The organism is Cupriavidus sp. MPR-AND1C (assembly GCF_058809705.1).
The window spans coordinates 33,713-58,031 of sequence record NZ_JBXASU010000048.1 but is presented as its reverse complement, the minus strand read 5'-3'; the positions used below and the strand labels follow the sequence as shown (position 1 = coordinate 58,031).

The 24,319-nt window shown below is 63.4% G+C and carries 19 protein-coding genes and 1 pseudogene; 5 read left to right on the top strand and 15 right to left on the bottom strand.

From position 1 onward, the window contains the following. The 8 genes and pseudogenes from AC1RWI_RS23525 to AC1RWI_RS23490 form a co-directional block, all read right to left on the bottom strand. Positions 1–527: pseudogene (locus AC1RWI_RS23525) on the bottom strand (ImcF-related family protein); the annotation flags it as partial. A gap of 92 nt (positions 528–619) precedes the next feature. Beyond that, positions 620–910 carry a PAAR domain-containing protein gene (locus AC1RWI_RS23520; RefSeq protein ID WP_492869101.1) on the bottom strand — a complete coding sequence of 97 codons (291 nt, stop codon included), beginning with the start codon at positions 908–910 and terminating at the stop codon, positions 620–622. A gap of 118 nt (positions 911–1,028) precedes the next feature. Then, on the bottom strand, positions 1,029–2,282 hold the full coding sequence (locus AC1RWI_RS23515) for a hypothetical protein (protein WP_492869099.1): 1,254 nt from the start codon (positions 2,280–2,282) through the stop codon (positions 1,029–1,031). Between the two features lie 85 nt (positions 2,283–2,367). Continuing rightward, positions 2,368–3,336: a T6SS immunity protein Tli4 family protein gene (locus AC1RWI_RS23510; RefSeq protein WP_492869097.1), complete on the bottom strand. Its 969-nt coding sequence runs from the start codon at positions 3,334–3,336 to the stop codon at positions 2,368–2,370. A 109-nt stretch (positions 3,337–3,445) separates the two neighbouring features. Next, a complete protein-coding gene (locus AC1RWI_RS23505; RefSeq protein ID WP_492869095.1) occupies positions 3,446–4,414 on the bottom strand; it encodes a T6SS immunity protein Tli4 family protein in 969 nt (322 codons plus the stop codon). A gap of 109 nt (positions 4,415–4,523) precedes the next feature. Beyond that, positions 4,524–5,492 carry a T6SS immunity protein Tli4 family protein gene (locus AC1RWI_RS23500; RefSeq protein WP_492869093.1) on the bottom strand — a complete coding sequence of 323 codons (969 nt, stop codon included), beginning with the start codon at positions 5,490–5,492 and terminating at the stop codon, positions 4,524–4,526. A 92-nt stretch (positions 5,493–5,584) separates the two neighbouring features. Next, positions 5,585–7,141 carry an esterase/lipase family protein gene (locus AC1RWI_RS23495; RefSeq protein WP_492869091.1) on the bottom strand — a complete coding sequence of 519 codons (1,557 nt, stop codon included), beginning with the start codon at positions 7,139–7,141 and terminating at the stop codon, positions 5,585–5,587. Between the two features lie 67 nt (positions 7,142–7,208). After that, positions 7,209–9,674 (bottom strand): type VI secretion system Vgr family protein, encoded by a 2,466-nt coding sequence (locus tag AC1RWI_RS23490; protein WP_492869089.1) that lies wholly within the window; start codon positions 9,672–9,674, stop codon positions 7,209–7,211. A gap of 358 nt (positions 9,675–10,032) precedes the next feature. On the opposite strand from AC1RWI_RS23490, the gene AC1RWI_RS23485 reads away from it, so the two are divergent. The 4 genes from AC1RWI_RS23485 to AC1RWI_RS23470 all read left to right on the top strand — a co-directional run bounded on the left by AC1RWI_RS23485 (position 10,033) and on the right by AC1RWI_RS23470 (position 13,711). Beyond that, the gene (locus tag AC1RWI_RS23485; RefSeq protein ID WP_492869087.1) at positions 10,033–10,353 is read left to right on the top strand and encodes a hypothetical protein; all 321 of its coding nucleotides are present in this window, start codon (positions 10,033–10,035) and stop codon (positions 10,351–10,353) included. A 135-nt stretch (positions 10,354–10,488) separates the two neighbouring features. Continuing rightward, positions 10,489–11,616: a pyruvate dehydrogenase (acetyl-transferring) E1 component subunit alpha gene (gene pdhA / locus AC1RWI_RS23480; protein WP_492869086.1), complete on the top strand. Its 1,128-nt coding sequence runs from the start codon at positions 10,489–10,491 to the stop codon at positions 11,614–11,616. Then, positions 11,609–12,586: an alpha-ketoacid dehydrogenase subunit beta gene (locus tag AC1RWI_RS23475; RefSeq protein ID WP_043356182.1), complete on the top strand. Its 978-nt coding sequence runs from the start codon at positions 11,609–11,611 to the stop codon at positions 12,584–12,586. Before pdhA ends, AC1RWI_RS23475 begins: the two co-directional genes overlap by 8 nt. 21 nt (positions 12,587–12,607) lie before the next feature. After that, positions 12,608–13,711, top strand: coding sequence for a dihydrolipoamide acetyltransferase family protein (locus tag AC1RWI_RS23470; RefSeq protein ID WP_043356183.1), 1,104 nt, complete (start codon positions 12,608–12,610; stop codon positions 13,709–13,711). Between the two features lie 35 nt (positions 13,712–13,746). Here the strand turns inward: AC1RWI_RS23470 and AC1RWI_RS23465 are convergent, their stop codons facing one another. From AC1RWI_RS23465 to AC1RWI_RS23445, 5 genes are all read right to left on the bottom strand, one after another. Then, positions 13,747–14,712 carry a Bug family tripartite tricarboxylate transporter substrate binding protein gene (locus AC1RWI_RS23465; RefSeq protein WP_043356185.1) on the bottom strand — a complete coding sequence of 322 codons (966 nt, stop codon included), beginning with the start codon at positions 14,710–14,712 and terminating at the stop codon, positions 13,747–13,749. A 77-nt stretch (positions 14,713–14,789) separates the two neighbouring features. Further along, positions 14,790–15,962 (bottom strand): mandelate racemase/muconate lactonizing enzyme family protein, encoded by a 1,173-nt coding sequence (locus tag AC1RWI_RS23460; protein WP_043356187.1) that lies wholly within the window; start codon positions 15,960–15,962, stop codon positions 14,790–14,792. 132 nt (positions 15,963–16,094) lie between these two features. Further along, on the bottom strand, positions 16,095–16,796 hold the full coding sequence (locus AC1RWI_RS23455) for an SDR family NAD(P)-dependent oxidoreductase (RefSeq protein WP_043356188.1): 702 nt from the start codon (positions 16,794–16,796) through the stop codon (positions 16,095–16,097). A 135-nt stretch (positions 16,797–16,931) separates the two neighbouring features. Next, positions 16,932–17,873 (bottom strand): dihydrodipicolinate synthase family protein, encoded by a 942-nt coding sequence (locus AC1RWI_RS23450; protein ID WP_043356190.1) that lies wholly within the window; start codon positions 17,871–17,873, stop codon positions 16,932–16,934. A gap of 24 nt (positions 17,874–17,897) precedes the next feature. Next, the gene (locus tag AC1RWI_RS23445; protein ID WP_492869081.1) at positions 17,898–18,764 is read right to left on the bottom strand and encodes an IclR family transcriptional regulator; all 867 of its coding nucleotides are present in this window, start codon (positions 18,762–18,764) and stop codon (positions 17,898–17,900) included. A 559-nt stretch (positions 18,765–19,323) separates the two neighbouring features. Here AC1RWI_RS23445 and AC1RWI_RS23440 point away from each other — a divergent pair. Next, positions 19,324–21,543, top strand: coding sequence for a TonB-dependent receptor (locus AC1RWI_RS23440; protein ID WP_492869079.1), 2,220 nt, complete (start codon positions 19,324–19,326; stop codon positions 21,541–21,543). A 99-nt stretch (positions 21,544–21,642) separates the two neighbouring features. On the opposite strand, the gene fumC is transcribed toward AC1RWI_RS23440, so the two are convergent. Both fumC and AC1RWI_RS23430 read right to left on the bottom strand, forming a co-directional pair. Then, entirely contained in the window at positions 21,643–23,046 is a 1,404-nt protein-coding gene (fumC, locus tag AC1RWI_RS23435) for a class II fumarate hydratase (protein WP_043356194.1), read from the bottom strand. Positions 23,047–23,372: 326 nt separating this feature from the next. Beyond that, on the bottom strand, positions 23,373–24,278 hold the full coding sequence (locus AC1RWI_RS23430; RefSeq protein WP_492869077.1) for a LysR family transcriptional regulator: 906 nt from the start codon (positions 24,276–24,278) through the stop codon (positions 23,373–23,375). Positions 24,279–24,319: the final 41 nt, after the last annotated feature.

Genomic DNA, 24,319 nt, shown 5'->3' with positions numbered 1-24,319 from the left:
AGTCGGTAGAGCTGCTTGAGCCAGTCGGCCTCCGGCCAGCCCTCCTTGCCGGTCTTGCTCCATAGCAACACCGCGTCAGGGGTGATCAGCCAGCCTTGTTCCGCCAGTTCGGGCAGGAGCCGGGCGATGGCCGTGTCGTCGCCGGTGAGGAGCAGCCAGGGCTGGCGATAGCGCCAGCGCAGGCCGTGTCGTTGCAGCAACTCCTGGCGAAATGGCCCCAGCAGACTCGGCTCCGATCGATTCCGGTCACTGATGGCGAGGATGCTCCCTTGTGTCGCGCCAGCCGTCGCCGATTTCCGAAGATCCAGCCACTTGCCCAATGCATGCAGGGCATCCCACCAGCGGCCCAGGCGATCCAACGACACGACAATGGCCAGCACAATGGCGCCAACAGCGACCACCGATAGCCAAAATCCTTGCGCTTCGAGCGTTTTGATACCCGCGTGCTCGCCCCACATCAAGATGGCACCGGCGACTACCAGTGCGAGAACAAGTGTCGAGGTCAGGTCGATCCGCAGCTTCTTCATTGTTCGGGAGATAAGTTCATGCCCATGCTTTGGGCCGCAATCGGGACACTTGATGTCCTCACAGGTGGCCGGGCCGCCAGCACGCGGCGTTGTCAGACATCCATGTACGACGCGTGCTGTGACGCTATCAGTCGAGGGCTCGGGTCACAGCGGCAGACACAGAGGTCATCGCTCAGTGCGGCTTGTCGCCCGTCAGGCCCCGTCATAGACAGGCGTGGCCCGGCACAAACGATCCGTCCCACCGTTTTGCAGACTGGACACCAGACGGGATCGCCCTCATAAGCCTGCTCGCGATCTCCCACCTTGTCATCCCGGCCCCCGCCCTCCACAGTGCCACCAGAGGTCGTCGAATCACCTCTGGTGATGTCGTAACGTTTTGTCAAAACCAACTCCTCATTTGCCGTCCATCGGACTGCATCGGTACGACAACCCTTTCCAGTTCGATGTGATTTGGCGAACCCGTCATAACCTCGGACGAATACGGTAGGGTCAAACCAGCCGCTACGCGCGCGCTACCGAGCGCACGACCGCAGAATCCACACCGCCAGGCTGACCGGCAAAGACAATCTGACTCTGGACCTCAACGGATAGCGAACCAGCGGCGCAAGCTATCGCGAGCCAGGGTGCGGCGGCGCCGGCATGCCCGACGGTCTGGTCGAGGTCTGTTGGCCGGGCGCTCAGCCCAAGACGCACGGCAGCCTCACGCAACACCCCCGCCTGCGTTGCATCGAGGCCTGTCTGCCAGCCGCCGGGAATTTCCGCGGCAGTGATATCGCCCCATTTCACGGCATGCGACAAAGCGCCATCCGACTGGTCGAACGGAACGCGTACCGGGCGATGCAGGCTTGCCTCAGACACCACTTGTAGCCGGCTGGCCTGTTCGCCTGGCATGAGAAGAAGCGCAACTCCCGCTTCCGCCACACCGGCGGGCGGCGTCTTGCGCAGCAATGGATACAGCTGAATGGCGACAATCAACCTCGCCTCGCGCCCCTCGCCGCCAGCAACCTGATCAAGCCAACCGTCGAGAACATCGAGGCCGGCGGGTTCAGTCTCCTCGGACAGGCGCATATCTCGAAGCCGATGTTCTCGCCAGCACTCTTGCCAGAGCGCCACATGATCCTTGCGAAGCAATCCTCCCGACACCCACAGACAAACGCTCAGATCAACCCGCGAAGGCAAGGACTGGATGCGGCTGGCAAGATCGGCCAGTAGCTCCGAATACAACCATCGCGTCACCTCGCGATGACGGCGAGCGTCTGCCTCCTTTCCACCAGGCTCAAGCGGTACGCCAGGCACCACCAGCCAGCGAGCCTTCGTGGGTCCACTGTCGCTAGCGATCGGCTTTTGGGTCTCCAGCCTGACCGTGCCGGACCGTATGGTGCCCGTTGCGTTCTCGTTCTGGTCCGACGAAAAACGATGGGCCGCACCGAGCAAGGCCAAGGGACGCGCCGCCAGGGCGAAGACGCGCTCGTTATACCCGCGGATCGCTTCGTTGCGCATCAGCACGTCAAGTCTGTGGCCCTCATGATGGCTATACCGGCGCAGTACTATCCACGCAGGTATCCCCACCGGGAAGAGGATCAGGCTTGCCCAGAATTTCCACGTATGCGTGGGCAGATCTTTCGGCCATGACAGCAGGATCGCGATTGCGCACGCCAGCGCCATGACGAGAAACACGATCGTCCAGATCAACAGCGACGGCGAATCGGCAGGCTCCGGCTCTTCCTTCGGCAAAAGCGAGAAATCAACAGCCATGGCATGCCGCGCAGCGCGGACCGAGATTGGATTTCAATTCGTTCACTGCTCCGTTCTCCTGTTAAGTCAATGGCTTGGGGGAATGTCAGAAACCGTTCGGACGCGGGCGCAAGGTTCGCGAGACCGCGTCCCATAGCGCAACGGCTTCGCCCTCGGTCAGCGATGCCTTTTCGATAGGATCGCGTAGCACTTTGTTGTGCGAACCCGTATCCAGCTCCAAAATGACCAAGGGCGTTTGCGCACTGCCAATCCTGGAGTTCGCCTCCAGCGCCAGATGGTGTCCAGGCACATCTCGCGTGGTGATTCCCGCCATCAGCCATTCCTCTGCCGGCAATCCAGGCAAGTCCACCGGGCCCTTTCGAATCGTCCGGCCTTCTCGTTCCTTGAGCGCTGCGTTGATACTGCCACCGCGTTGCAGCAGTGTCGTTGGCTCTCGAATATCCGAGTCTGTCTCCAGAACGACACGCACGTCGATCTTGTCATGCAGCACGAATTGGGTCCAAAGGTTTTCCGTGGCACCTGCCTTGCCCGGCAGGAACCCACCAAAAAAGCACACTCCGGGTTCGGACGGAATCTCACTTTCCGGTCGGCCACGCACGCGTTTCAGCAGGTCGAATACGAGGGCGCGCAGTTCCGGAACGATGTTCTTGGGAGTGATTAACTCGACAAGCGAGTCGCTGGTTTGATCCGGGTTGGTGTAATCCCACCCTTTTGTCTGCATCTTGATCTGGAAACCCCGATCCCACTTGTAAGCCTCGATAACTCGTCTACTTGGATCGGCAAGAACATCGCCTCGATGAATGAAATATCGCGTAGCCGCGCCCGATACCTCACCGCTTGCATACAGAAACGGGTAAGCATCGGCACTCCTGGTGCCCTTCAACGCCGCCTCGCGCGAGGTGGCCTCCCGCTGAAACTGATCCTCCGGCATCGCCGTCACCTCAATAGGAACCCGGTCCACCGTGATGCCTCCAAACACAAAGACATCGGCAGGCATGTCGATCAGGTAACGTCCCACGCAGCGCGGACTGAGATTGGCTGTCAGTTCGTTCACGGTTTTTTTCTCCTCTTGCGTTAATGGCTTGGGCCGATTACAGGCTGTCAGGCATAGTGCGAGACAGGCGATGGCCAACGTGGTTGCGCTCCTCATGTCTTGTCCGACGTCAGAAACCGTTCGGACGCGGACGCAAGGTTCGCGAGACCGCGTCCCATAGCGCAACGGCTTCGCCCTCGGTCAGCGATGCCTTTTCGATAGGATCGCGTAGCACTCTATTTTCAGATCCAGTATCCATTTCCAGGATGACCAAGGGCGTTTGCGCACTGCCGATCCTGGAGTTCGCCTCCAGCGCCAGATGGTGTCCAGGTACATCTTGCGAGGTCATCCCCGCCATCAGCCATTCCTCTGCCGGCAATCCAGGCAAGTCCACCGGGCCCTTTCGAATTGTGCAGCCCTCGCTTTCCTTGAGCGCCGCGTTGATGCTGTCGCCGCGTTGCAGCAGCGTCGTTGGCTCTCGAATATCGGAACTCGTCTCCAGGCCGGCACTCACGTCGATCCTGTCATGCAGCACGAATTGGGTCCAAAGGTTTTCCGTGGCACCTGCCTTACCCGGCAGGAACCCACCAAAAAAACACACTCCGGGTTCGGACGGAATCTCACTTTCCGGTCGGCCACGCACCCGTTTCAGCAGGTCGAATACGAGGGCGCGCAGTGCAGGAATGTTGTTCTTGACTGTCATCTTCTGAACAAGCGAGTCGTCAGTTTGATCGGGATTGGTGTAATCCCACCCTTCCACTCTCATCTTGATCTGGAAGCCTCGGTCCCACTTGTAAGCTTCGATAACCCTTCCGCCCGGATCAGTATGGACTTCGCCCCGATGAATGAAATATCGCGTAGCCGCGCCCGATACCTCACCGCTTGCATACAAAAACGGATAAGCATCGGCACTCCTGGTGCCTTTCAACGCCGCCTCGCGCGAGGCGGCCTCCCGCTGAAACTGATCCTCCGGCATCGCCGTCACCTCAATAGGAACCCGGTCCACCGTGATGCCTCCAAACACAAAGACATCGGCAGGCATGTCGATCAGGTAACGTCCCACGCAGCGCGGACTGAGATTGGCTGTCAGTTCGTTCACGGTTTTGTTCTCCTCTTGCGTTAATGGCTTGGGCCGATTGCAGGCTGTCAGGCATAGCGCGAGACAGGCGATGGCCAACGTGGTTGCGCTCCTCATGGCTTGTCCGACGTCAGAAGCCGTTTGGACGCGGGCGCAAGGTTCGCGAGACCGCGTCCCAGAGCGCAACGGCTTCGCCCTCGGTCAGCGATGCCTTTTCGATAGGATCGCGTAGCACTTTGTTGTGCGAACCCGTATCCAGTTCCAAAATGACCAAGGGCGTTTGCGCACTGCCAATCCTGGAGTTCGCCTCCAGCGCCAGATGGTGTCCAGGCACATCTCGCGTGGTGATTCCCGCCATCAGCCATTCCTCTGCCGGCAATCCAGGCAAGTCCACCGGCCCCTTTCGAATTGTGCGGCCCTCGCTTTCCTTGAGCGCCGCGTTGATGCTGTCGCCGCGTTGCAGCAGTGTGGTTGGCTCTCGAATATCGGAGTCCGTCTCCAGAACGACACGCACGTCGATCTTGTCATGCAGCACGAATTGGGTCCAAAGGTTTTCCGTGGCGCCCGCCTTGCCTGGCAGGAACCCACCAAAAAAGCACACCCCGGGCTCGGACGGAATCTCACTTTCCGGTCGGCCACGCACGCGTTTCAGCAGGTCGAATACGAGGGCGCGCAGTTCCGGAACGATGTTCTTAGGAGTGATTAACTTGACAAGCGAGTCGTTGGTTCGATCCGGGTTGGTGTAATCCCACCCCTCCATTTTCATCTTGATCTGAAAGCCCCGGTCCCACTTGTAAGCTTCGATGACCCGGCTGGCTGGATGAGCAAGTACATCGCCCCGATGAATGAAGTATCGCGTAGCCGCGCCCGACACCTCACCGCTTGCATACAAAAACGGGGAAGCATCGGCACTCCTGGTGCCCTTCAACGCCGCCTCGCGCGAGGCGGCCTCCCGCTGAAACTGATCCTCCGGCATCGCCGTCACCTCAATAGGAACCCGGTCCACCGTGATGCCTCCAAACACAAAAACATCGGCAGGCATGTCGATCAGGTAACGTCCCACGCAGCGCGGAGCGAGATTGGCTGTCAGTTCGTTCACGGTCTTGTTCTCCTCGTGCGTTAATGGCTTGGGCCGATTGCAGGCTGTCAGGCATAGCGCGAGACAGGCGATGGCTGCCGTGGTTGCTCTGTTCATGACTTGTAGGCCATCGAGGTCTTCGCAACGCCACAGGCAATCTTGGTGATCGCCCAAAGGGCAAAGAGCTGTTGCGGCCTGTTCTTGTACGCACCTTCGTGATCGACGCCCGGATATGGCACGCAAGCCTTGACTCTTCGGCCCGGGGCGGCGCCGGATCGGATTGGCACCGTGCCATCCCCATTCTCTGCGGCACCCTCCAACAGGAAGCCTGTCGCCAACGGTCTGCCGCCAGTGTGCTGGTGCACTGTCTGTTCGCCCCTTCCCAAATCCTGCAAGACCCGTCCGGCCGCGAGATCGTCAACTTTGGGATACGCATCGAACAACCGGAGAGCACTGGAGATCCGCCGCTCCCAGACCACGTCGCCCCACGTCTTATGCCCCGAATCGTCTCCATAGAATGCGTAGGTGGTTGTGTGGTACTTCCCGCTGACTCTTGTTTGGAACTCCTTTACCGGTCGTCGAATTAATTCGACGAACGTATTCCAATCCTGATCAATCGTGGCCTTCTTCGGATCCAGCGGATTGATGAGCTTGTCATCGCACAAACCCCACCACTTACCGCGCGCGGTATAGATTTCTTCGTAGGGGTCCGCCTTGGGCAAGCCGACCGTATCCTTGCCGTCCTTGAGCTTGAGCCAACCCATCCCGTACTCCGGGCTGGGCAGCAATTGCAGGGGCCCGGGTGATTGGGCGAACACGGCAGTCATTTCCGCGGCATTGACGCCCAAGGCGATCCCGGCCGGCATCTCCGTGCCTGCCTTCACCCGTTTATAGGCTGTAGCGGATCCTGTGGCAGGCATGACGCCGTGCACGATTCCCAGCACATGCTTGCTCCCGCCCATCATTTCGGAGTAGTAGCGAGAAACCAGGCCCCCCATCGAATGCGTCACGATGATCACGTAGTCGCACATATAGCCCTTGCTCCGGTAGTACGCCATGAACTCCTGGATCTTCCCGTCCAATCGCTTTGCGGACTCCGCATTCGACTGGAGCCAGTTGTAACCTACGGCATGCAAAGGGAGCTGGTATTTATAGGAGAGTGCGACCTCATCGTGAGTGAGTAACTCGACGCCGGGTGCATTTGCCACAAGGGTCTTCATCAGCCGCGCACGCTCGCCCGTCTTGCACTGATCGGCATCGTTGAGCGCATTCTCGAGCCAGGGTAGGAACGTGCCATAGCTCATGAAGCCGACCTCACCCCACCCGCGGCGCTTCAGTTCGGCATCGTTCTGGTGTGTGCCTTGCGGGATGGCGCCACCGGCATAGACCTGGGTTTTCTTGGGATCAAGTACCCGCTTTCGCTTATCCGGACCGCGGATCGCCCACGCCTTTGACACACTCCCCTTCCCGTTTACGAGCCACACGTGTTTTCCGTCACTACCCATCAAGTTCGTGCCCATCACACCCGGCACAAAGATCACGGGTATGACCCTGTCGGGCACCATGTGACATACGGCAATGCTGTCGTCGGACGGCGACATGACGGACGAGTAATGCACCGATCCATCATCAGCTATAGCGGGTGGGATAACGCGTTCAACGGTGGCCATACGAAGTTGCTCCGGTTTGCTTCTGCGTGGTTGTGGTTGTGAAGGTGCACTGCATGCCGACAGCCATTCACTCCGGATCGATGCGCAGGCGCAGTCCATCCACGAAAAGACTCTTCTGCAGACCCGTCTTCCCTTCGGCATCGGTGGTGCCACGAATCACGCTGCCGTCTTCGCGAATGATGGAGAACGCGCGATTGCTGACGGGCCGGCCATCGAAGGGCCATTTGAGCGCGTATTGCTCGTCAAAATCGGCGTGCTTCCACGTATTCATCGATTCAGCGAGCGAAGCCGGCCCCTGACGGCTGAACGCAGCCGACTTGATGGTCCGGTCCCCGCGCGTGCCGTCCTCGATGCCCGTGGACGACAGGCGAAGATAGGAGCCGCCACACTTGAGCAGCAGCTCCTCCCTGGCCTCGATCACGACGCGCCCGTTTGCACTGCTGATCGTCATGTTCTTATCCGACAGCAAGCGCATCTCGTCGCTCTGTGCCTGGATCTCGACCTTGCCCTTTGCCGCAAACAGCTTGATGCCGAGCTTCTGCGCGAACATGGATATCCGTTCACCTGCCGCAACCGTGAAACGCTTGAGCACGCTGATGTCGGCATGGCCGCCAGCGGTGGCGATCAGGTTCTGGGCGGCCGTCAGTTGCAAGTCGGAGCCCGAGGCCAGCGCGATGCCCGCCGGTGCGCTGACAAGTATCCCGGCCTTGTTCAGCGCCGTCAGCGTATCGCCGAGCAGGGCTTTCTGCCGGTTGTAGTCCGCGGCCACCGCTTGCGCCGCATTGGCAGCCGAGGCCAGCGCTTCGCTCAGCTGGAGGGCTTGCTGCAGCAGGTTCTGCGCAGCCTCCATATCGAGCTGCTGTCCACCGGCATTCGGCTGGTCATCCGCCGAAATCAACACCCCTTTGCCACCCCGGATCGCACCCCAGCCAGAGGTGCGCAGCTCAAAGCCTTCACCGCGCTTCTGGCGTTTGGCCGTGACCATATGCCCCAGGGTCAGCTGGCTTTTGCCCGAATGCTCAGTGGAAATATGGACGTGTTCCTCGTCCTTCCAGTCTTCAATCTGGAATTTGCTGCGGCTCTGCGTCTCGATGAGATTGCGCGACTGCCACCGGTCCTGCGTGGTAATCAGGTCCTCCTGCCGGCTGTTATGCAGCGCGTGCGCGATATAAGGCTTGTTCGGGTTGCCGTCGCGAAAGGCAATGGCGACTTCGGTGCCGTCGATGAGCGGGAAGTGGAACCCGGTTTGCAGGCCGCCGGCAAACGGCTTTGCCAGGGGGATGGCCGCACTTTCCATGCCCTTGGGCCACGGCTCAAAATCAAAATCGAAGCGGACGATGTAGTGGCCCGCTTTGGTCAGGTACGCGTGCTTGTATTGGTTGGGCGAGGTGATGCGCGCGCTCAGCGTGCCCGTTATCTTCGGCCAGTTTTCCTCGTCCAGCGGCAGGCGAAAGCGCCGGTCCGACGGGATGGCCTTGTAGGTGTTGCGGTAAGCCGCGTCGCGCCCCCCGGTGTGGATGACTTCGGTGATGACCTGCCCGTTGGGGGCTTCGGCCAATGGCTCGTCCATGCGCAGGATGCCGCCGGAGTGCAGTCTGAGCACGTTGCTCTCGCCCGCATAGATCAGCTGGCCGGCCAGCAGGGCCTCGTGGCGCAGTTGCGCCTCCCACTTCGCCTCGGCCGTGTCCAGATGATGCGTGCCGTAGATATACTGCTGGCCGTAGGTTGTCTTGTCCTTGCGCGCGACGTTGGCCTCACCCCTGATGGGTTCCCACGCCTGCTCCGGGTTGTAGTCGGCGACCAGGACCGATTCGGGCACGGTCTTGGCGTGCACCTGGATGTCGGATACCGCCTCGATGCCGGCTTCCAGCCCGGCGGTCTCGCGATAGGGCACGCGCAGCTCCGGCAGGTAGACGTAGTGGTCGATGTCGTCGCCGAAGACGATCATCTCGCCGAACTTTCCCGGGACGAAGTAGCAATACAGCCCCTCCTGGCGCATCAGCAACTGGACATATTCCCAGTCGGATAGCTGGTACTGGAAGCGGAACTTGTGCTGGGTGTACTTGCGGCGCAGCTTGAGGAGAAACTGGTGGCCCCGGAGATCGTGCCGGCGCAGGATGGCCTCGATGATCTCGGGGGCCGTCTTGTTCTGGTAGATGCGCGTGGTCCGCACGAGTTCGAGCCGCGCGGCCAGTGGCCTGAGCACGATCTCGTAGGCGAAGAAATCGCGCGTGCGCTTCGTGCGCGAGAACGCCGAGATCCACCCCGCGAAGCGGCGCGGTTCGCTGCCGTCGCCGGGGTCAATCACGAAGGTGGCATCCCGATTGAGGTATTCGGCCCGGTCGAGTTCCAGCGGGTGGGTTAGCCGGATGGTGACGGTGTAGAGCTCTCCCAATCGCTCGACCGCCTCGAACGACACCATCGACAGTTCGGCCGCGCTGGCCGCGCGGGGGACGTCCAGATGGTAGGCCTGGCGCCCGGGCAGCCTTGCGCCGTATGCATCGTATGCATCGAATTCGTCGATAGCGCCCATGTCTTCTCCGTTGTCAGCTTGATCGACCCTGACGCAGGACTCTAAACGGATTCTTTTATGTCATAAATATCATGATTGCAATTTCTTAAAAAATATCACTTTTAGCGTAAATTCGTACTTGTCCTATTTATCTCAACGGGTATCCATGCTACTAATCGCGGCGGCACGCCTTACGGATCGCGTACGGATCGTTGTTGCGAGCACTGGGAATGCGTTGAACCATGCGCCTGGCCCGCTGTGGGCACGGTGCCTGTTGCCGCGGGCGACCGGGCGGTACCCCACATTGCCGTCATCGTCACAATCGCCCCAATCCCTGCAATAGGGCTACACTGAAAACGAGACAACCCTCCGGAGCGCCATGATGGACGCCGATGGCCCTCAACGCACCTTTCGCGGTCTTCCTCTGACCCCGGAACAGGATGCGGAAGTCAGGCACTACATCAAGAGGAAAAAGCAGCGCAGTGAGCCATGGGATACACCTGAGCTGGCCGCCATGCTTGCGGACATGCTGAGGCCGCCAAGCTTTGAGGACGAGGACTTCGAATCCCCCGCCGAAGAAGCCAACGCGGACGCCGAGCGCGCGGCGGCTTCGGTGGACGAGGCCATGGATCCGATCGAGGCCGGCGAGGAGCGGATGGCGGCCTGGGAAGCCGAGATGATGAAGGGCCCCAAGCATTGACGTGCAGGTGCCGCGTGCGCGTTGCGCGCTCCATGATCCGGAACGCGCACAAATGAAGAGAAAAGAGAAAAGAGAAAAAAGAAGAGAAGACAGCCCCCAGTGCAACGACTGGAACACAAGAATAAAGGGCATAGCATGGCGACCGTCGCGACATTCGACATCGAGTACACGCAGTTTCTCGATCCACAAGGTGAGCCGACCCAAGCGCTGCCTGCATTTGCGCTCGATCCCGAGGCTCTTCTCCCGCTCTACCGGGCCATGGTGCTCACCCGCCAGTTCGACCTCAAGGCCATTGCGCTGCAGCGCACCGGCCAGATCGGCACGTTCGCCTCGGCGCTTGGCCAGGAGGCCGTCGGCGTCGGCGTTGCCAGCGCCATGCGCGCGCAAGACGTGCTCGTGCCGTCCTACCGCGATCACGCCGCGCAGTTCCAGCGCGGGGTCTCCATGACCGAGAGCCTGCTGTATTGGGGTGGCGACGAGCGCGGCAATGCGTTCGCGGCGGCGCCGCATGATTTTGCGAACTGCGTGCCCATCGGCAACCAGGTCTGCCACGCTGCGGGCATCGCCTACGCGATGAAGCTGCGCCGCGAGCCGCGCGCCGCGGTCTGCCTGCTCGGGGACGGCGGCACGTCGAAAGGCGATTTCTACGAAGGCATGAATATGGCGGGCGCCTGGCATGCGCCGCTTGTGCTGGTCGTCAACAACAACCAGTGGGCGATCTCCATGCCGCGCAGTCAGCAGACCGCCGCGCGCACGCTCGCGCAAAAGGCCATCGCGGCCGGTATCCCAGGGCTGCAGGTGGATGGCAACGATGTCGTGGCGGTGCGCCAGGTCACGCTCGACGCGCTGGAACGGGCGCGCAGCGGCGGCGGCGCCACGCTGATCGAAGCGATCACCTACCGGCTTGGCGACCACACCACGGCGGACGATGCCTCGCGCTACCGTGACAGCGAACAGGTCAGGCAGCACTGGCTGCTGGAGCCGGTGGCCAGGCTGCGCAACTATCTGCTGCGCCTTGGCGCCTGGGATGCGCCACGCGAAGACGCGCTTGCCAAGGATTGCGCGGCGCAAGTGGCGGCCGCGGTGCAGGCCTACCTGGCAACGCCCCTGCCGGAGACGGCGGCGATGTTCGATTGCCTGTATGCCAGCCTGCCCAAGGCACTGGCGGGGCAAGTCGCCACCGCGCATCGCTTTGCCCCGGGGGCCCAGGACAAGGGCAAGGACAAGGACAAGGACAACGAGAGCGAGCAGGATCATGGCTGAAATCAATCTGGTCGAAGCCGTCAACCAGGCGCTGGGCCATGCGCTGGCACACGACCCGCGCGTGGTGCTGCTGGGTGAGGACATTGGTGTGAATGGCGGCGTGTTCCGCGCCACGGCGGGGCTGCAAGCCCGTTTTGGCGCCGAGCGCGTGATCGATACGCCGCTGGCCGAGTCCGGTATCGCCGGGGCCGCGATCGGCATGGCGGCAATGGGGCTGGCGCCCGTGGCGGAAATCCAGTTCACCGGTTTTATCTACCCGGCCATCGACCACATCATCAATCATGCCGGCCGCCTGCGTCACCGCACGCGCGGCAGGCTGAGCTGCCCGATGGTGCTGCGCTCGCCTTATGGCGCCGGCATCCATGCGCCGGAGCATCACTCCGAAAGCCCCGAGGCGATGTTTGCCCATATCCCCGGCATCCGGGTGGTCATACCGTCCACCCCGGCGCGCGCCTACGGCCTGCTGCTGGCGGCCATGCGCGACCCCGACCCGGTGGTGTTCCTCGAACCCACCCGGCTATACCGCCTGTTCCGCGAGGAAGTACCGGACAACGGCGAGGCGCTGCCGCTCGATACCTGCTTCACGCTGCGCGACGGCGACGACATCACGCTGGTGAGCTGGGGGGCGATGCTGCAAGAGACGCAGGCGGCGGCTGACCTGCTGCTGGACGAAGGCATCGCCGCCGCCGTCATCGACGTCGCCACGCTCAAGCCGCTCGACATGGACACCATCCTGGAATCGGTCGCCAGGACAGGCCGCTGCGTCATCGTCCACGAGGCCCCCCGCAGCGCCGGCTTCGGTGCCGAGATCGCGGCGAACCTTGCCGATGCGGGGCTGTACTCGCTGGCCGCGCCGGTGCAGCGCGTCACCGGCTACGACACCGTGGTGCCGATGGCCAGGCTCGAGTACACGTACTTGCCCAGCGTGGCGCGGATTGCCGACGCGGCCCGCAAGGCCATGGCCGCCTGACGTTTTTTCCCGGGAGCGTTGATGAAGATCTTCAAGTTGCCCGACCTGGGCGAAGGCCTGCAGGAGGCCGAGATCACCGAATGGCACGTCAAACCCGGTGACACGGTGGCGGCCGACCAGCCGCTGGTTTCGGTCGAGACCGCCAAGGCGATCGTCGAGATACCGTCGCCCTACGCCGGGCAGGTCGCCAAGCTGTTTGCCCAGCCGGGCGAGATCGTGCACCTTGGCGCGCCGCTGGCGGGCTTCGAAGGCGCCGGCGGGCAAGAGGACGCGGGCGCGGTGGTGGGCGATGTCAAAGTCGGCACGCAGGTGGTCGCGGAAGCGCCCGCCGCCCTGTCCCGTGGCGGCGGCGCGGTGCGGGCCGTGCCGGCCGTGCGCGCCCTGGCGCGCCAGCTCGACGTGGACCTGGCGATGGTCACCCCAACGGGCGCGGACGGCATCATCAGCGCCGCCGATGTGCGCCGCGTCGCCGCGACGCTGGCGGACCTGGGGCCACCGGAAGTCCTGCGCGGCGTGCGGCGCGCCATGGCGCTGAACATGGCGCGCGCCCAAAGCGAGGTCGCCGCGGCGACCGTGATCGACGACGCCGATATCCATGCCTGGGCGCCCGGCACCGACACCACCATCCGGCTGGTGCGCGCACTGGTTGCGGGCTGCCGCGCCGAGCCCGGCCTCAACGCCTGGTATGAAAGCCAGACCGGGCGCCGCCATGTGCCGGCGCGCATCGACGTGGGGATTGCGGTCGACCTGCCCGAAGGCCTGTTCGTGCCGGTGCTGCGCGATACCGGCAAGCGCGACGCGGCGGACCTGCGGCGCGGCCTGGACCGCATGCGCGCGGATGTGCGCGCGCGCACGATCGCCCCCGAGGAGATGCGCGGCAACACCATCACGCTGTCCAACTTCGGCATGATCGCCGGCAAGTACGCGGCGCCGATCGTGGTGCCGCCAACCGTGGCCATACTGGGCGCCGGCCGTATCCACGATGCCGTGGTTGCGGCCGGCGGCATGCCCGTCGTGCACCGGATCCTGCCGCTCAGCCTGACCTTCGATCATCGGGTGGTCACAGGCGGCGAGGCCGCGCGCTTCCTCGCCGCAGTGATCGCGGACCTGGCGCTGGCGGCCTAAGTCCTGACATCGCGGCAGGCGAGCGCGTGGGCGCTTTACTCCGCGCGGATCCTGGCTTCGGCCACGATCTTGGCGGAGCGCTCCATGTCCTCCTTCTCGAAGCGGGCGAAGTCTTCCGGCGTGCCTGGCGAGAGCAGGTAGCCCTGCTCGGCCAGCCTGCCGCGCAGCTCGGACGCCAGCGCCTTGTTGACCTCGGCGTTGAGCCGCCTGGTCACATCGGCCGGCAGCTTGGCCGGACCCCACAGGCCATACCACGAGTAGAACTCATAGCCCGGCACCGTCTCGCCAACGGTCGGCACGTCGGGCATCGAAGGCAGCCTGTCCTTGGAGGTCACCGCGACCACGCGCACCATGCCGCTCTTGTGATAGGACAAGGCGCCGAGCACGGGATCGATAAAGCCATCGATGGCGCCACCGATCAGGTCCTGGTAAGCGGGCGCGGAGCCCTTGTACGGCACCACCAGGTAGTCGATCTTGCCTGCCCGCTTGAGCAGCTCCGTGGACAAATGCCCCGCGGACGCCTGCGAGCCAATCGCGAACGACATCTTGCCGGGATGCGCCTGCGCGTAGGCGATCAGCTCCTTGATGTTCTTCACCGGCAGGTTCTTGTTGACGCTGACCGCCAGCGGCCCCTTGCCGACCAGCGCGATCGGCACGAAATCCTTGATCACGTCGTAAGGCGACGATCTCAGGGTCATGGGCGTGGTGGTGAAGGTGGAGGCGCTGAACAGCAGCGTGTAGCCGTCCGCCGTGCCCTTGGCCACCGCGTCGGCGCCGATGATGCCCTGGCCGCCGGGCCGGTTGTCGACGATAAAGCTCTGGCCGGTTTGCTCGGAGAGCTTTTGCGCCAGCATGCGGCCGACGGTGTCGGTGGGGCCGCCGGGCGGGAACGGAATGATGACGCGCACGGCTTTGTTGGGGTAACCCTGCGCGAAAGCGCTGGCGGCCGCGCAGGCCAGCAACGCGCCGGCGGCACTGCGGAAAATCCGGTGGAACAGCATGGTTTGTCTCCTGTCTCGACTGCAGGTGCGCTCCTTGGCGGGGCGCGCTTATTTCTTGTCCGTTTTCTTGTCCGTTCTCAAGGCTGCGCCAGCGCCGACATCTGCGCATACAGATCCGCCTTGCCCTCAAACCCGATGCCTGGCAGCTCCGGCATGGTGATATGGCCGTCGATCACCTTCACGCCATCGGGGAAGCCGCCGTAAGGCTGGAACAGGTCGGGGTAGCTCTCGTTGCCGCCCAGGCCCAGGCCGGCGGCGATATTGAGCGACATCTGATGGCCACCGTGCGGGATGCAGCGGCTTGGCGACCAGCCAAAGGTCTTCAGCACTTCCAGCGTGCGCTCGTACTCCACCAGCCCGTAGGACAGCGCGCAGTCGAACTGCAGGTAGTCGCGGTCCGGGCGCATGGCGCCGTAGCGGATCAGGTTGCGGGCGTCCTGGTGGCTGAACAGGTTTTCGCCGGTGGCCATGGCGCCGGGGTAGTACTCGGCAAGCGTGGCCTGCAGGTGGTAGTCCAGCGGATCGCCGGCTTCCTCGTACCAGAACAGCGGATAGTCGCGCAGCATCTTGGCGTAGGCGATGGCGGTGTCCAGGTCAAAGCGGCCGTTGGCGTCCACGGCGAGCTGCGCGTCCGGGCCGATTTCCTGCAGCACGGCCTCGATGCGCGCGCTGTCTTCCTCCAGGCTGGCGCCGCCGATCTTCATCTTGACCACGTTGTAGCCGCGCTTCAGGTAGGAGCGCATCTCGGCGCGCAGCGCGCCGAGGTCCTTGCCCGGATAGTAATAACCGCCGGCGGCATAGACGAACACGCGCGGGTTGGCGCTGACGCCGTGGCGCTCGGCCAGCAACTGGAACAGCGGCACGCCGGCGATCTTGGACACCGCGTCCCACACCGCCATATCGATGGTGCCGACCGCGACCGAGCGCTCGCCATGACCGCCCGGTTTCTCATTGGACATGGTGGCGGCCCACACGCGGTTGGGGTCAAGGTTGGTGCCGGCGTCGTCCAGCAGCGAAGCCGGATCGGCCGCCAGGATACGCGGCGCAAAACGCTCGCGGATCAGGCCGCCCTGGCCGTAGCGGCCATTGGAGTTGAAGCCGTAGCCAATCACGCGCTTGCCGTCGCGAAACGCGTCGGTCACCACGGCGACGAGGCTGCTCGTCATCTTCGAGAAATCGATATAGGCATTGCGGATGGGCGACGAAATCGGCTTCGTCACTTCGCGGATGTCAATGATGCGCACGGACATGGCTTGTCTCCAGTGTTCTAGTGTTCCGGTATTCCGGTGTTCCGGTATTCCGATGTATTTCGGTATTCCGATGTATTTCGGTGTCTTTCGGTAATCAGCGAATCAGGCGGTTCGATACGTCGGCTGGCGGCACTACAGCGAAGCGCCGCCGCAAATCAGGATCTGCTGCCCGGTGATGGCGCCGGCATCCGGCCCGAGCAGGAAGCTCACCATCCCAGCCACTTCATCGGGCCGGATAAAGCGCCCGATCGGCGGCGTGCGCGGGGGCGTGCCCTTGCGGCCCGGGTCGTTCAGCATCGGGGTCTCGGTCGCGCCCGGAGCCACCACATTGACGGTGATGCCGCGTGGCGCCAGCTCCGCGGCCCAGGAGCGCGCCATGCCCACCACCGCCGCCTTGGTCGCGGCGTACTGGCTGCGCCCTGGCGCGCCCGCCGCCGTGCGGCTGCCGATCAGCACGATGCGCGCGCCATCCGGCAGCGTTGGCATCAGCGCGTTGGCCAGCACGCAGGCGGCTTGCACATGGATACGCCACATGCCCTCGCCGTCCTCGGGGTTCAGCTCGCCGAGCACAGCCGTGCGCATGAATCCCGCGGCATGGACGATGGCGTCGACCTGGGGCAACGTGGCCACGGCGGCGGCAAGCTTTGCGGCATCAGTCAGGTCGACTTCGATCCCGTTGAAGCCTGCTACGCTGGGTGCCGGCGAGCGGTCCAGCCCGGTCACCGTCCAGCCCGCCGACAGCAGCCGCCGGGTAATGGCCGCGCCGATACCGGAGCTGGCGCCGGTGACCAGGGCGTGCCTGGTCCGCGCCGCGGGCGTGTCGTCGTCTTGCATGGATTGGCTCATCAAAGCCCCTTTGGATTGCATGGCCGGCGGCTTGGCCCCGGCACGCTGGCCGCGGGCCGGGATGGCGCGCCGGTACCGGTCCGGGTCAGACGTGGGTCCGACGCGGGCGGACGTGGTTCAGGCTCAGGCAGCCACTTGGCGCGTCACGCCGGCGTGTTCCAGCGCGGCCCTGATCGCGGCCAGCTCGGCGGCCGACGGTGCGTGGGTCGGCGGGCGCACCGTGCCATCGCGCAGGATGCCGGCCAGCGCCATGGCGGCCTTCATGCGGCCATGGGCTTCGCCCGTGGGCTCGCCGGCGCCGTACACCGCGTCCTTGAGCGGGTTGATCAGCGCCTGCACGCGCATGGCTTCATGCAGGTCGCCGGCCTTGACCGCCTTGAGCAGGTCGTTGATCAGGCCGGGAATCAGCGAGGCAAAGCCGACCAGCGCGCCGTCGATGCCCTGCACCATCGATGACAGCAGGTATTCGTCGTGGCAGGTCATCAGCACCTTGGTGGGATCGGCCGCGCGGATCTCCTTGATGTCGCGCGCGTATTTGTTCATTTCGCGCTCGCCCATCTTGAAGGCCTTCACATAGGGCAGCTTGGCCAGTTCCGCGAGCAGCTCCGACGAGTAGGAGCCACGGGTCCAGGCCGGGTAGATATGCACCACCAGGGGCAGCCCGCTGGCCTTGCCGATGGCGTTGAAGTAGTCGAGGCAATGCTCCGGCTTGAAGCCAAAGCGCAGCCAGTGGTGCGGCGGCATGATATCGAGCCCGGCGGCGCCCGCTTCCTTGGCCCAGCCAGCTTGTTCCACGGCGTCGTTGATGCCTTCGCAGACCACCGACGAGATCACCGGGCAGATGCCCTGGGTGGCGTCGGCGGTGATGCGGGTCACTTGGGCGCGCTCGCGCGGCGTCAGCGAGAAGACTTCACCGGTGTGGCCATTGGTCATCAACGCGGTCACGCCAGCCTGGCCGCCCAGCCACCTGGCAAACCGGCGCAGCTCCGGCTCGTTGATGCTGTAGTCCGCGTTGAAGGGAACCGCGATGGCGGGAATGATGCCGTGGAAATTGATATCAGGCACGTTCGTCTCCTGGTGTGGCTTGCGCTATTTGCGCGTTCGGGTGGGTATCAAGGTTGGCGGAATGAATCCGCCGGAGGGTTGCAGCGCACGGGCCAGCTCGCTAGCGGCATGCACTACCGCCGGGGCCGTGGCCGATTCGAAATCGTCAAGCGAGGTATTCATGGCCGGCGCCGCCACGCTCAGGCCGGCAACCGGCACGCCGTCCACATCCAGCACCGGCGCGGCCACCACATAGAGGCCGGACACCGTTTCCTGGTCCGACAACGCATAGCCCTTGGCCCGCACGGTCTTGAGCCGCTCGAGGATGGTGTCGAGCTCGGTGAGCGTGTGGTCGGTCAGCTTCTGCCGGGGCTGGGCGTCCAGCACGCGGGCCTGCATGTCCTGCGGCAGCCACGCCAGGATGGCGTAGCCCACGGCCGTGGAATAGGCCGGCACCCGGCTGCCGATGCGGATATCCACGCCAAGCCGCGTCAGTCCGGCCTGGATCCGTTCCGCGTAAAGCACGTCCGGGCCATCCAGCACGCCGATGGAGGCAGCTTCATTGATCTCCCCCACCAGCGCACGCAGGATCGGCCTTGCCCGTGTGCGCAGGTCGGCATGGGCGATGGCGTCAAAGCCCAGGTCCAGCACCTTGAGCGACAACCGGAACAGCCGCGTGTCCGGCACGCGCTGCACGTAGCCGATATCCACCAGCGTGTTGAGGAAACGAAAGGCCGTGGCATTGTCCAGCCCGGATCGGCGCGCGACTTCCGCCATGGTGAGCTCGGGTTCCTGCGCCGTGAACGCTTCGAGAATGCGAAAGCCCTTCGCCAGCGACTGCACCGTGTTCTTGGATGCGTCGCCCGCGCTGCTCGCCTTCGATGCGCTCGGGACGGAGTTCTCGGTAGCCATGTCAATCTCCACTGTCAGTTCTTCGTTCTTGATGCAAACCCGGAATCGAGTTCGGATTCCGAATTTTAATTTGATGAACAGACAGAGGAAAGCCCTCGCTCAAATTGGGTGGATACGGATCGGCATTGCTGCCGGGCCTCTTAAAATTCGGATTGCGAATTTTTATTCGCATGGTAGGGCTAAGAAAAAGTGCCAGCCAACGGCACCTCCTTGATTCAGCCCCGCGCCCTGAGACGCCCCTTTTTATTCGGATTGCGAATTTGTATTCGCGATATGAAATATTCTAGACCTCGTTTCCAGGCCAGGGCAAGGGCGAACTTCCTAGGGTTTTCACTGAACACCATACGCCGCCTTGGCCGTCATTCAGCACAAACCCTCTTAAACATACATTTACAAACAGTGACGGAGTCGCTACACTTTCTCGCAATTGCGAATCACTCGCATTCTCGTTATCATCCAAAACATTGATTTATATTCCTGGCCTCGCCGGTTGTTCCTTGCACGCCAGGCATCTTCCGCGCCCCGTGCGCGCATCGACTCCCCTCGCCACACTGAAATCATGACTGCTCCCTTGAAGACGCGCGCGCGTTTGCTCGCGTCCGCTGGTGCCATTTACTGCACAGGTTTTCTCGCCGCCACGCCGGCCTTCGCGCAATCCGCCGCCGACGCCGGCAACGCGAAGGAAGCCACCTTGCCCACCGCCGTTATCACCGCCGATTCGCCGCTCCAGGCCAAGCGCCTGCCCTCGTACAAGTTCGTCGCACCGTTGCTGGATACGCCGCGCTCGGTCACGGTGATTCCCGAGGAACTGCTCAAGCAGACCAACGCGACGACCTTCGCCGATGCGTTGAAGACCGTGCCGGGCATCACCTTCCTGGGCGGCGACGCCGCGGCGAACCCCTCCGCGGATCGTCCGGTGATCCGCGGCTTCGAGTCGCGCAACTCGATCTTTGTCGACGGCATGCGCGACTCCGGCGTGCAGAACCGCGAGACCTTCGCGGTAGAGCAGATCAGCGTCATCAAGGGCCCGGATTCGGTGTATGCGGGACGTGGCGCGGTTGGCGGCAGCATCGACATCGTCACCAAGATGCCCAAGGCGGATGACTTCACCAATGCCAGCCTGGGGCTGGGCACCGAGGCCTACAAGCGCGCCACGCTCGACGTCAACCGCCGCCTCAACGACGAGACCGCGGTGCGCCTGAACGTGATGGGCCACGACGCCAACCAGGCCGGGCGCAACGATGTCTACAGCAAGCGCTGGGGCGTGGCGCCGTCGGTCGCGTTCGGGCTGAACACGCCGACCACGGTGTCGCTGAGCTACTACCACGTCAACACCTACGACATGCCGGACTTCAGCGTGCCCTTCCGCTCGACCGGCGGCACGCCCGGGGCGGGAACCAGCATCCAGCGCTCGCAGTTCTACGGCCTGAACAACCGCGACTACCGCCGCGGGCAGACGGACACCGGCGAGATCCGCATCGAGCACCGCGTGGACGACAACTGGAAGGTGCGCAACACCACCATGTTCGGCCGTTCCACGCTGGACTACATCGCCACCAACCCGCAGTTCCTGAACGCCAGCGCGAACCTCCTCCAGCTGCAAGCCAAGAGCGGGAAGTACGCTACCAACAGCGTCTCCAACCAGACCGAGCTGTCCGGCAAGGCCACGCTGCTTGGCATGCAGCACACGCTCACGGCCGGTGTGGAATTCAGCTGGGAGCGCAGCCTGTATGAGGGCTACCTGGTGAGCGACAGCGCGGGCAACAATATCCGCACGGGTGGCCCCTGCACGATCGCCTACAACTGCACCGCGATCGGCGCCTGGAATGCCAATGCACCGTGGACCGGCAGCACCGTGCTCAACGCAGACAAGAGCTTCCCCGGCGCGCCCACCAGCACCCGCACCAATGTCTCGTCCGCCTACCTGTTCGACAGCGTGAAGCTGAGCGATCGCTGGCTGTTCAACGCCGGCACGCGCTTCGACCGCTTCGACGTCACCGCCGTGCAGGCCGGCACGCCGGACCTGAAGAACACCGCCAACCTGTTCAGCTACCAGCTTGGCCTGGTGTTCAAGCCAATCGACACGGTCAGTCTGTATGCCTCATACGGGACTTCGGCCAATCCGCCGGGCGCCAACAGCGGCCTGGGTGGCGGTACCGACCAGATCACCAAGACCAACCAGGACCTGTCGCCCGAGCGCAGCCGCAACATCGAAGTGGGCGCCAAATGGGACACGCTGGACCGCCGCCTGTCGCTGACCTCGGCGCTGTTCCAGACGGACAAGACCAATGCGCGCGTCAGTGACGGCCTGGGCGGCATCGTGAACGCGGGCAAGCAACGCGTGCGCGGCGCGGAACTGGGCATGGCCGGCAACCTCACCAGCAAGTGGCGCGTGTTCGGCGGCTACTCCTACCTGGATGCCATCACGATCGACGCCGGCTCCGCCAACGCCTCGGCATCCGGGCTACCGATGGTGATGGTGCCCAAGCACAACGTCACGCTGTGGACGTACTACGACGTGCTGCCGAGGCTGTCGATCGGCGGCGGCGCCACGATCTCCAGCCTGACCTACGCCTCGGTCTCGGCAACGTCGCGCAAGTGGACGCCGGGCTACGCGCGTTTCGATGCGGTGGCGACGTATCGCGTCTCCAAGACCGTGGATGTGCAACTGAACGTGCAGAACCTCTTCGACAAGAAGTACTACTCCGCCGCGTACCCGATCTACGCGACGTGGGCGCCGGGTCGTTCAGTGGTGATGACGCTGAACTTCCATATGTAAGGTCTACCGGCCGACCTGCCGTTTGCCCGCTGCTATTGGCAATCCAGCTCCGGCGCGTCACGGTGCGCGCCGGAAGCTTGGGGTCTCAATGGTGGCCGCTCAATCCTTGTTCGGATGCGTCATCTCGATAGGCACGATCCAGCGCGCGTATTCGTCCTCGGTAAGATAGCCCAGCGCCAGCGCGGCGGCCTTCAGCGTCAGTCCTTCCTTGTGCGCCTTCTTGGCAATGGCGGCCGCCTTGTCGTAGCCGATATGGCGGTTCAGCGCCGTCACCAGCATCAGGTTCTTGTCGAGGTTCTCCGCGATCTTCGGCAGGTTCGGCTCGATGCCGAGCGCGCAATGGTCGTTGAAGGCCAGGCAGGCGTCGGCGATCAGCTCGATGCTTTCCAGCACGTTGTGGACCATTACCGGCTTGTACACGTTGAGCTGGAAGTTGCCCTGGCTGCCGGCGAAGGCCACCGTGGCATCGTTGCCGAACACCTGCGCGCACACCATGGTCATGGCCTCGCACTGGGTCGGGTTGACCTTGCCCGGCATGATCGACGAGCCCGGCTCGTTCTCGGGGATGTTGAGCTCACCAATGCCGCAGCGCGGGCCCGAGGCCAGCCAGCGCACGTCGTTGGCCATCTTCATCAGGCCGCCGGACAGCGTGCGCAGCGCGGCGGAGGTTTGCACCAGCGCGTCGTGCGCGGAGAGCGCGAAGAACTTGTTGGGCGCATCGACAAACGGATGGCCGGTCAGCGCGGCGATATAGGCCGCCGCGCGCGCGCCGAACTGCGGATGCGCGTTCAGCCCGGTGCCCACCGCCGTGCCGCCGATGGCCAGCTCCAGCAAGCCCGGCTCAGCCGTCTTGACCGCGTTCAGGCCAAAATCGATCTGCGCCACCCAGGCGCTGATTTCCTGGCCAAGGGTGATGGGCGTGGCATCCTGCAGGTGGGTGCGGCCCGTCTTGACGATGTCCTGGTATGCCTGCGCCTTGGCGGCCAGGGTATCGCGCAAGGCGCCTACCGCCGGCAGCAGCTTGGTATGGATCTGCTCGACCACGGCGATGTGCATGGCGGTGGGGAACGTGTCGTTGGAGCTCTGGCCGCGGTTCACGTGATCGTTCGAATGCACCGGCTTCTTGCTGCCGAGCTCCCCGCCGGCAATCTCGATGGCCCGGTTGGAGATCACCTCGTTGGCGTTCATGTTCGATTGCGTGCCGGACCCGGTCTGGAACACCACCAGCGGGAAGTGCTCATCCAGCTTGCCGGAGATGACCTCATCGGCCGCCTGCACGATCAGCCGGCCGATGTCCGGCGGCAGTTCGCCAAGTTCCGCATTGGCCTCGGCCGCCGCGCGCTTGAGGATGCCCAGCGCGCGAATCACCGGCCGCTGCCAGCGAAAGCGGCTCACCCCGATCGGGAAATTAATGGTGGAACGCTGCGTCTGCGCGCCCCAGTAGCGATCTGCGGGCACATCGATGGCGCCCATCGAATCGGTTTCGGAACGGAATGCGGGCATGGAAGACACTCTCCAAACAAACTACGTCAAGGATCGCCCGGTACGGTGCAACCTGGAGGCACCCATCACCGGGCCGGAATGGTGCGCGGTTGCGCGCGGAAATGCGGGAGAGCGAAACGATCTCTCCTCTTCCTTTTGTGGAGGCAGCCCAGCCGCATGCGTTTGCACAGCCGCTTCGGACCAGGACGAACGATAGCCCAGGCGCCGGCCATGGGCAATGAATCCCGACGAAACGAAAGGGGTTCGCAGGCGGTGTGGCTATCCAAGAAATCCGGTCGATACGTAATACCAGATCGTACAGCGACGTGCATTCCGTTGGGGGAGCTTTACGTGACGGCGCCGTTCTTGATGTAGTCGATGAAAGCGCGCAATGGCGGTGGGACGAGGCGTCGTCCTGGGTAGTAGAGGAAAGGGCCCGAGAAGGATTGCCACCATGGTTCCAGCACGGCTTCCAGTGCGCCGCTCTCCAGATGTGGGCGCAGCCAGTCTTCGAACAGGTAGATGATGCCGCTTCCTGCCCTAGCCGCGTCCACTAGCAAGTCGGCGGCACCGGAACGCTCGACCAACAACGGACCATCGGCATCCACCTTCACTGATTCTTCGTTGCACTTGAATTCCCATGGCTGCACGGCGCGGCCGCCAAAGCGCATGCGCAGGCAATCATGCTGGAGCAACTGGCTTGGATGTTCGGGACGCCCGCGTTTGTCGAGGTAGGAAGGCGCAGCAGCGGCAGCGAATCGCTGCACCCGGGGCCCAATAGGCACCGCAATCATGTCTTGTTCGAGGCGCTCGTCATAGCGGATGCCGGCATCGCAGCCTGCGGCCAACACGTCGACGAGGCTTTCATCCGCAATAATTTCCAGCTGTATGTCGGGATAGGCGGCCAGGAAAGCCGGTACGATGGTCGGCAGCACCAGCCGTGCCGCACTGACAGGTACGTTCAACTTCAGCGTGCCGGCGGGACGGTTGCGAAAATCATTCACTTCGTCGAGCGCGGCTTCGACCTCGGTCAGTGCTGGGCTGAGGCGCGCCAACAGGCGCTTGCCCGCTTCAGTCGGGACCACGCTCCGGGTGGTGCGGTTCAGCAGACGTACGCCTAGTTGTGCCTCCAACCGGCGTACGGCCTCACTCAGGCCGGAGGCGCTGACGCCAGTCGAACGCGCGCCGTCGCGAAAGCCTTTCGCACGTGCGACGGCAATGAACGCATTGAGGTCGGCGAGGTCAGCTTTCATTGTGCAAATTTTCGTACAGGTTGTGCTGATTATAGAAGCTT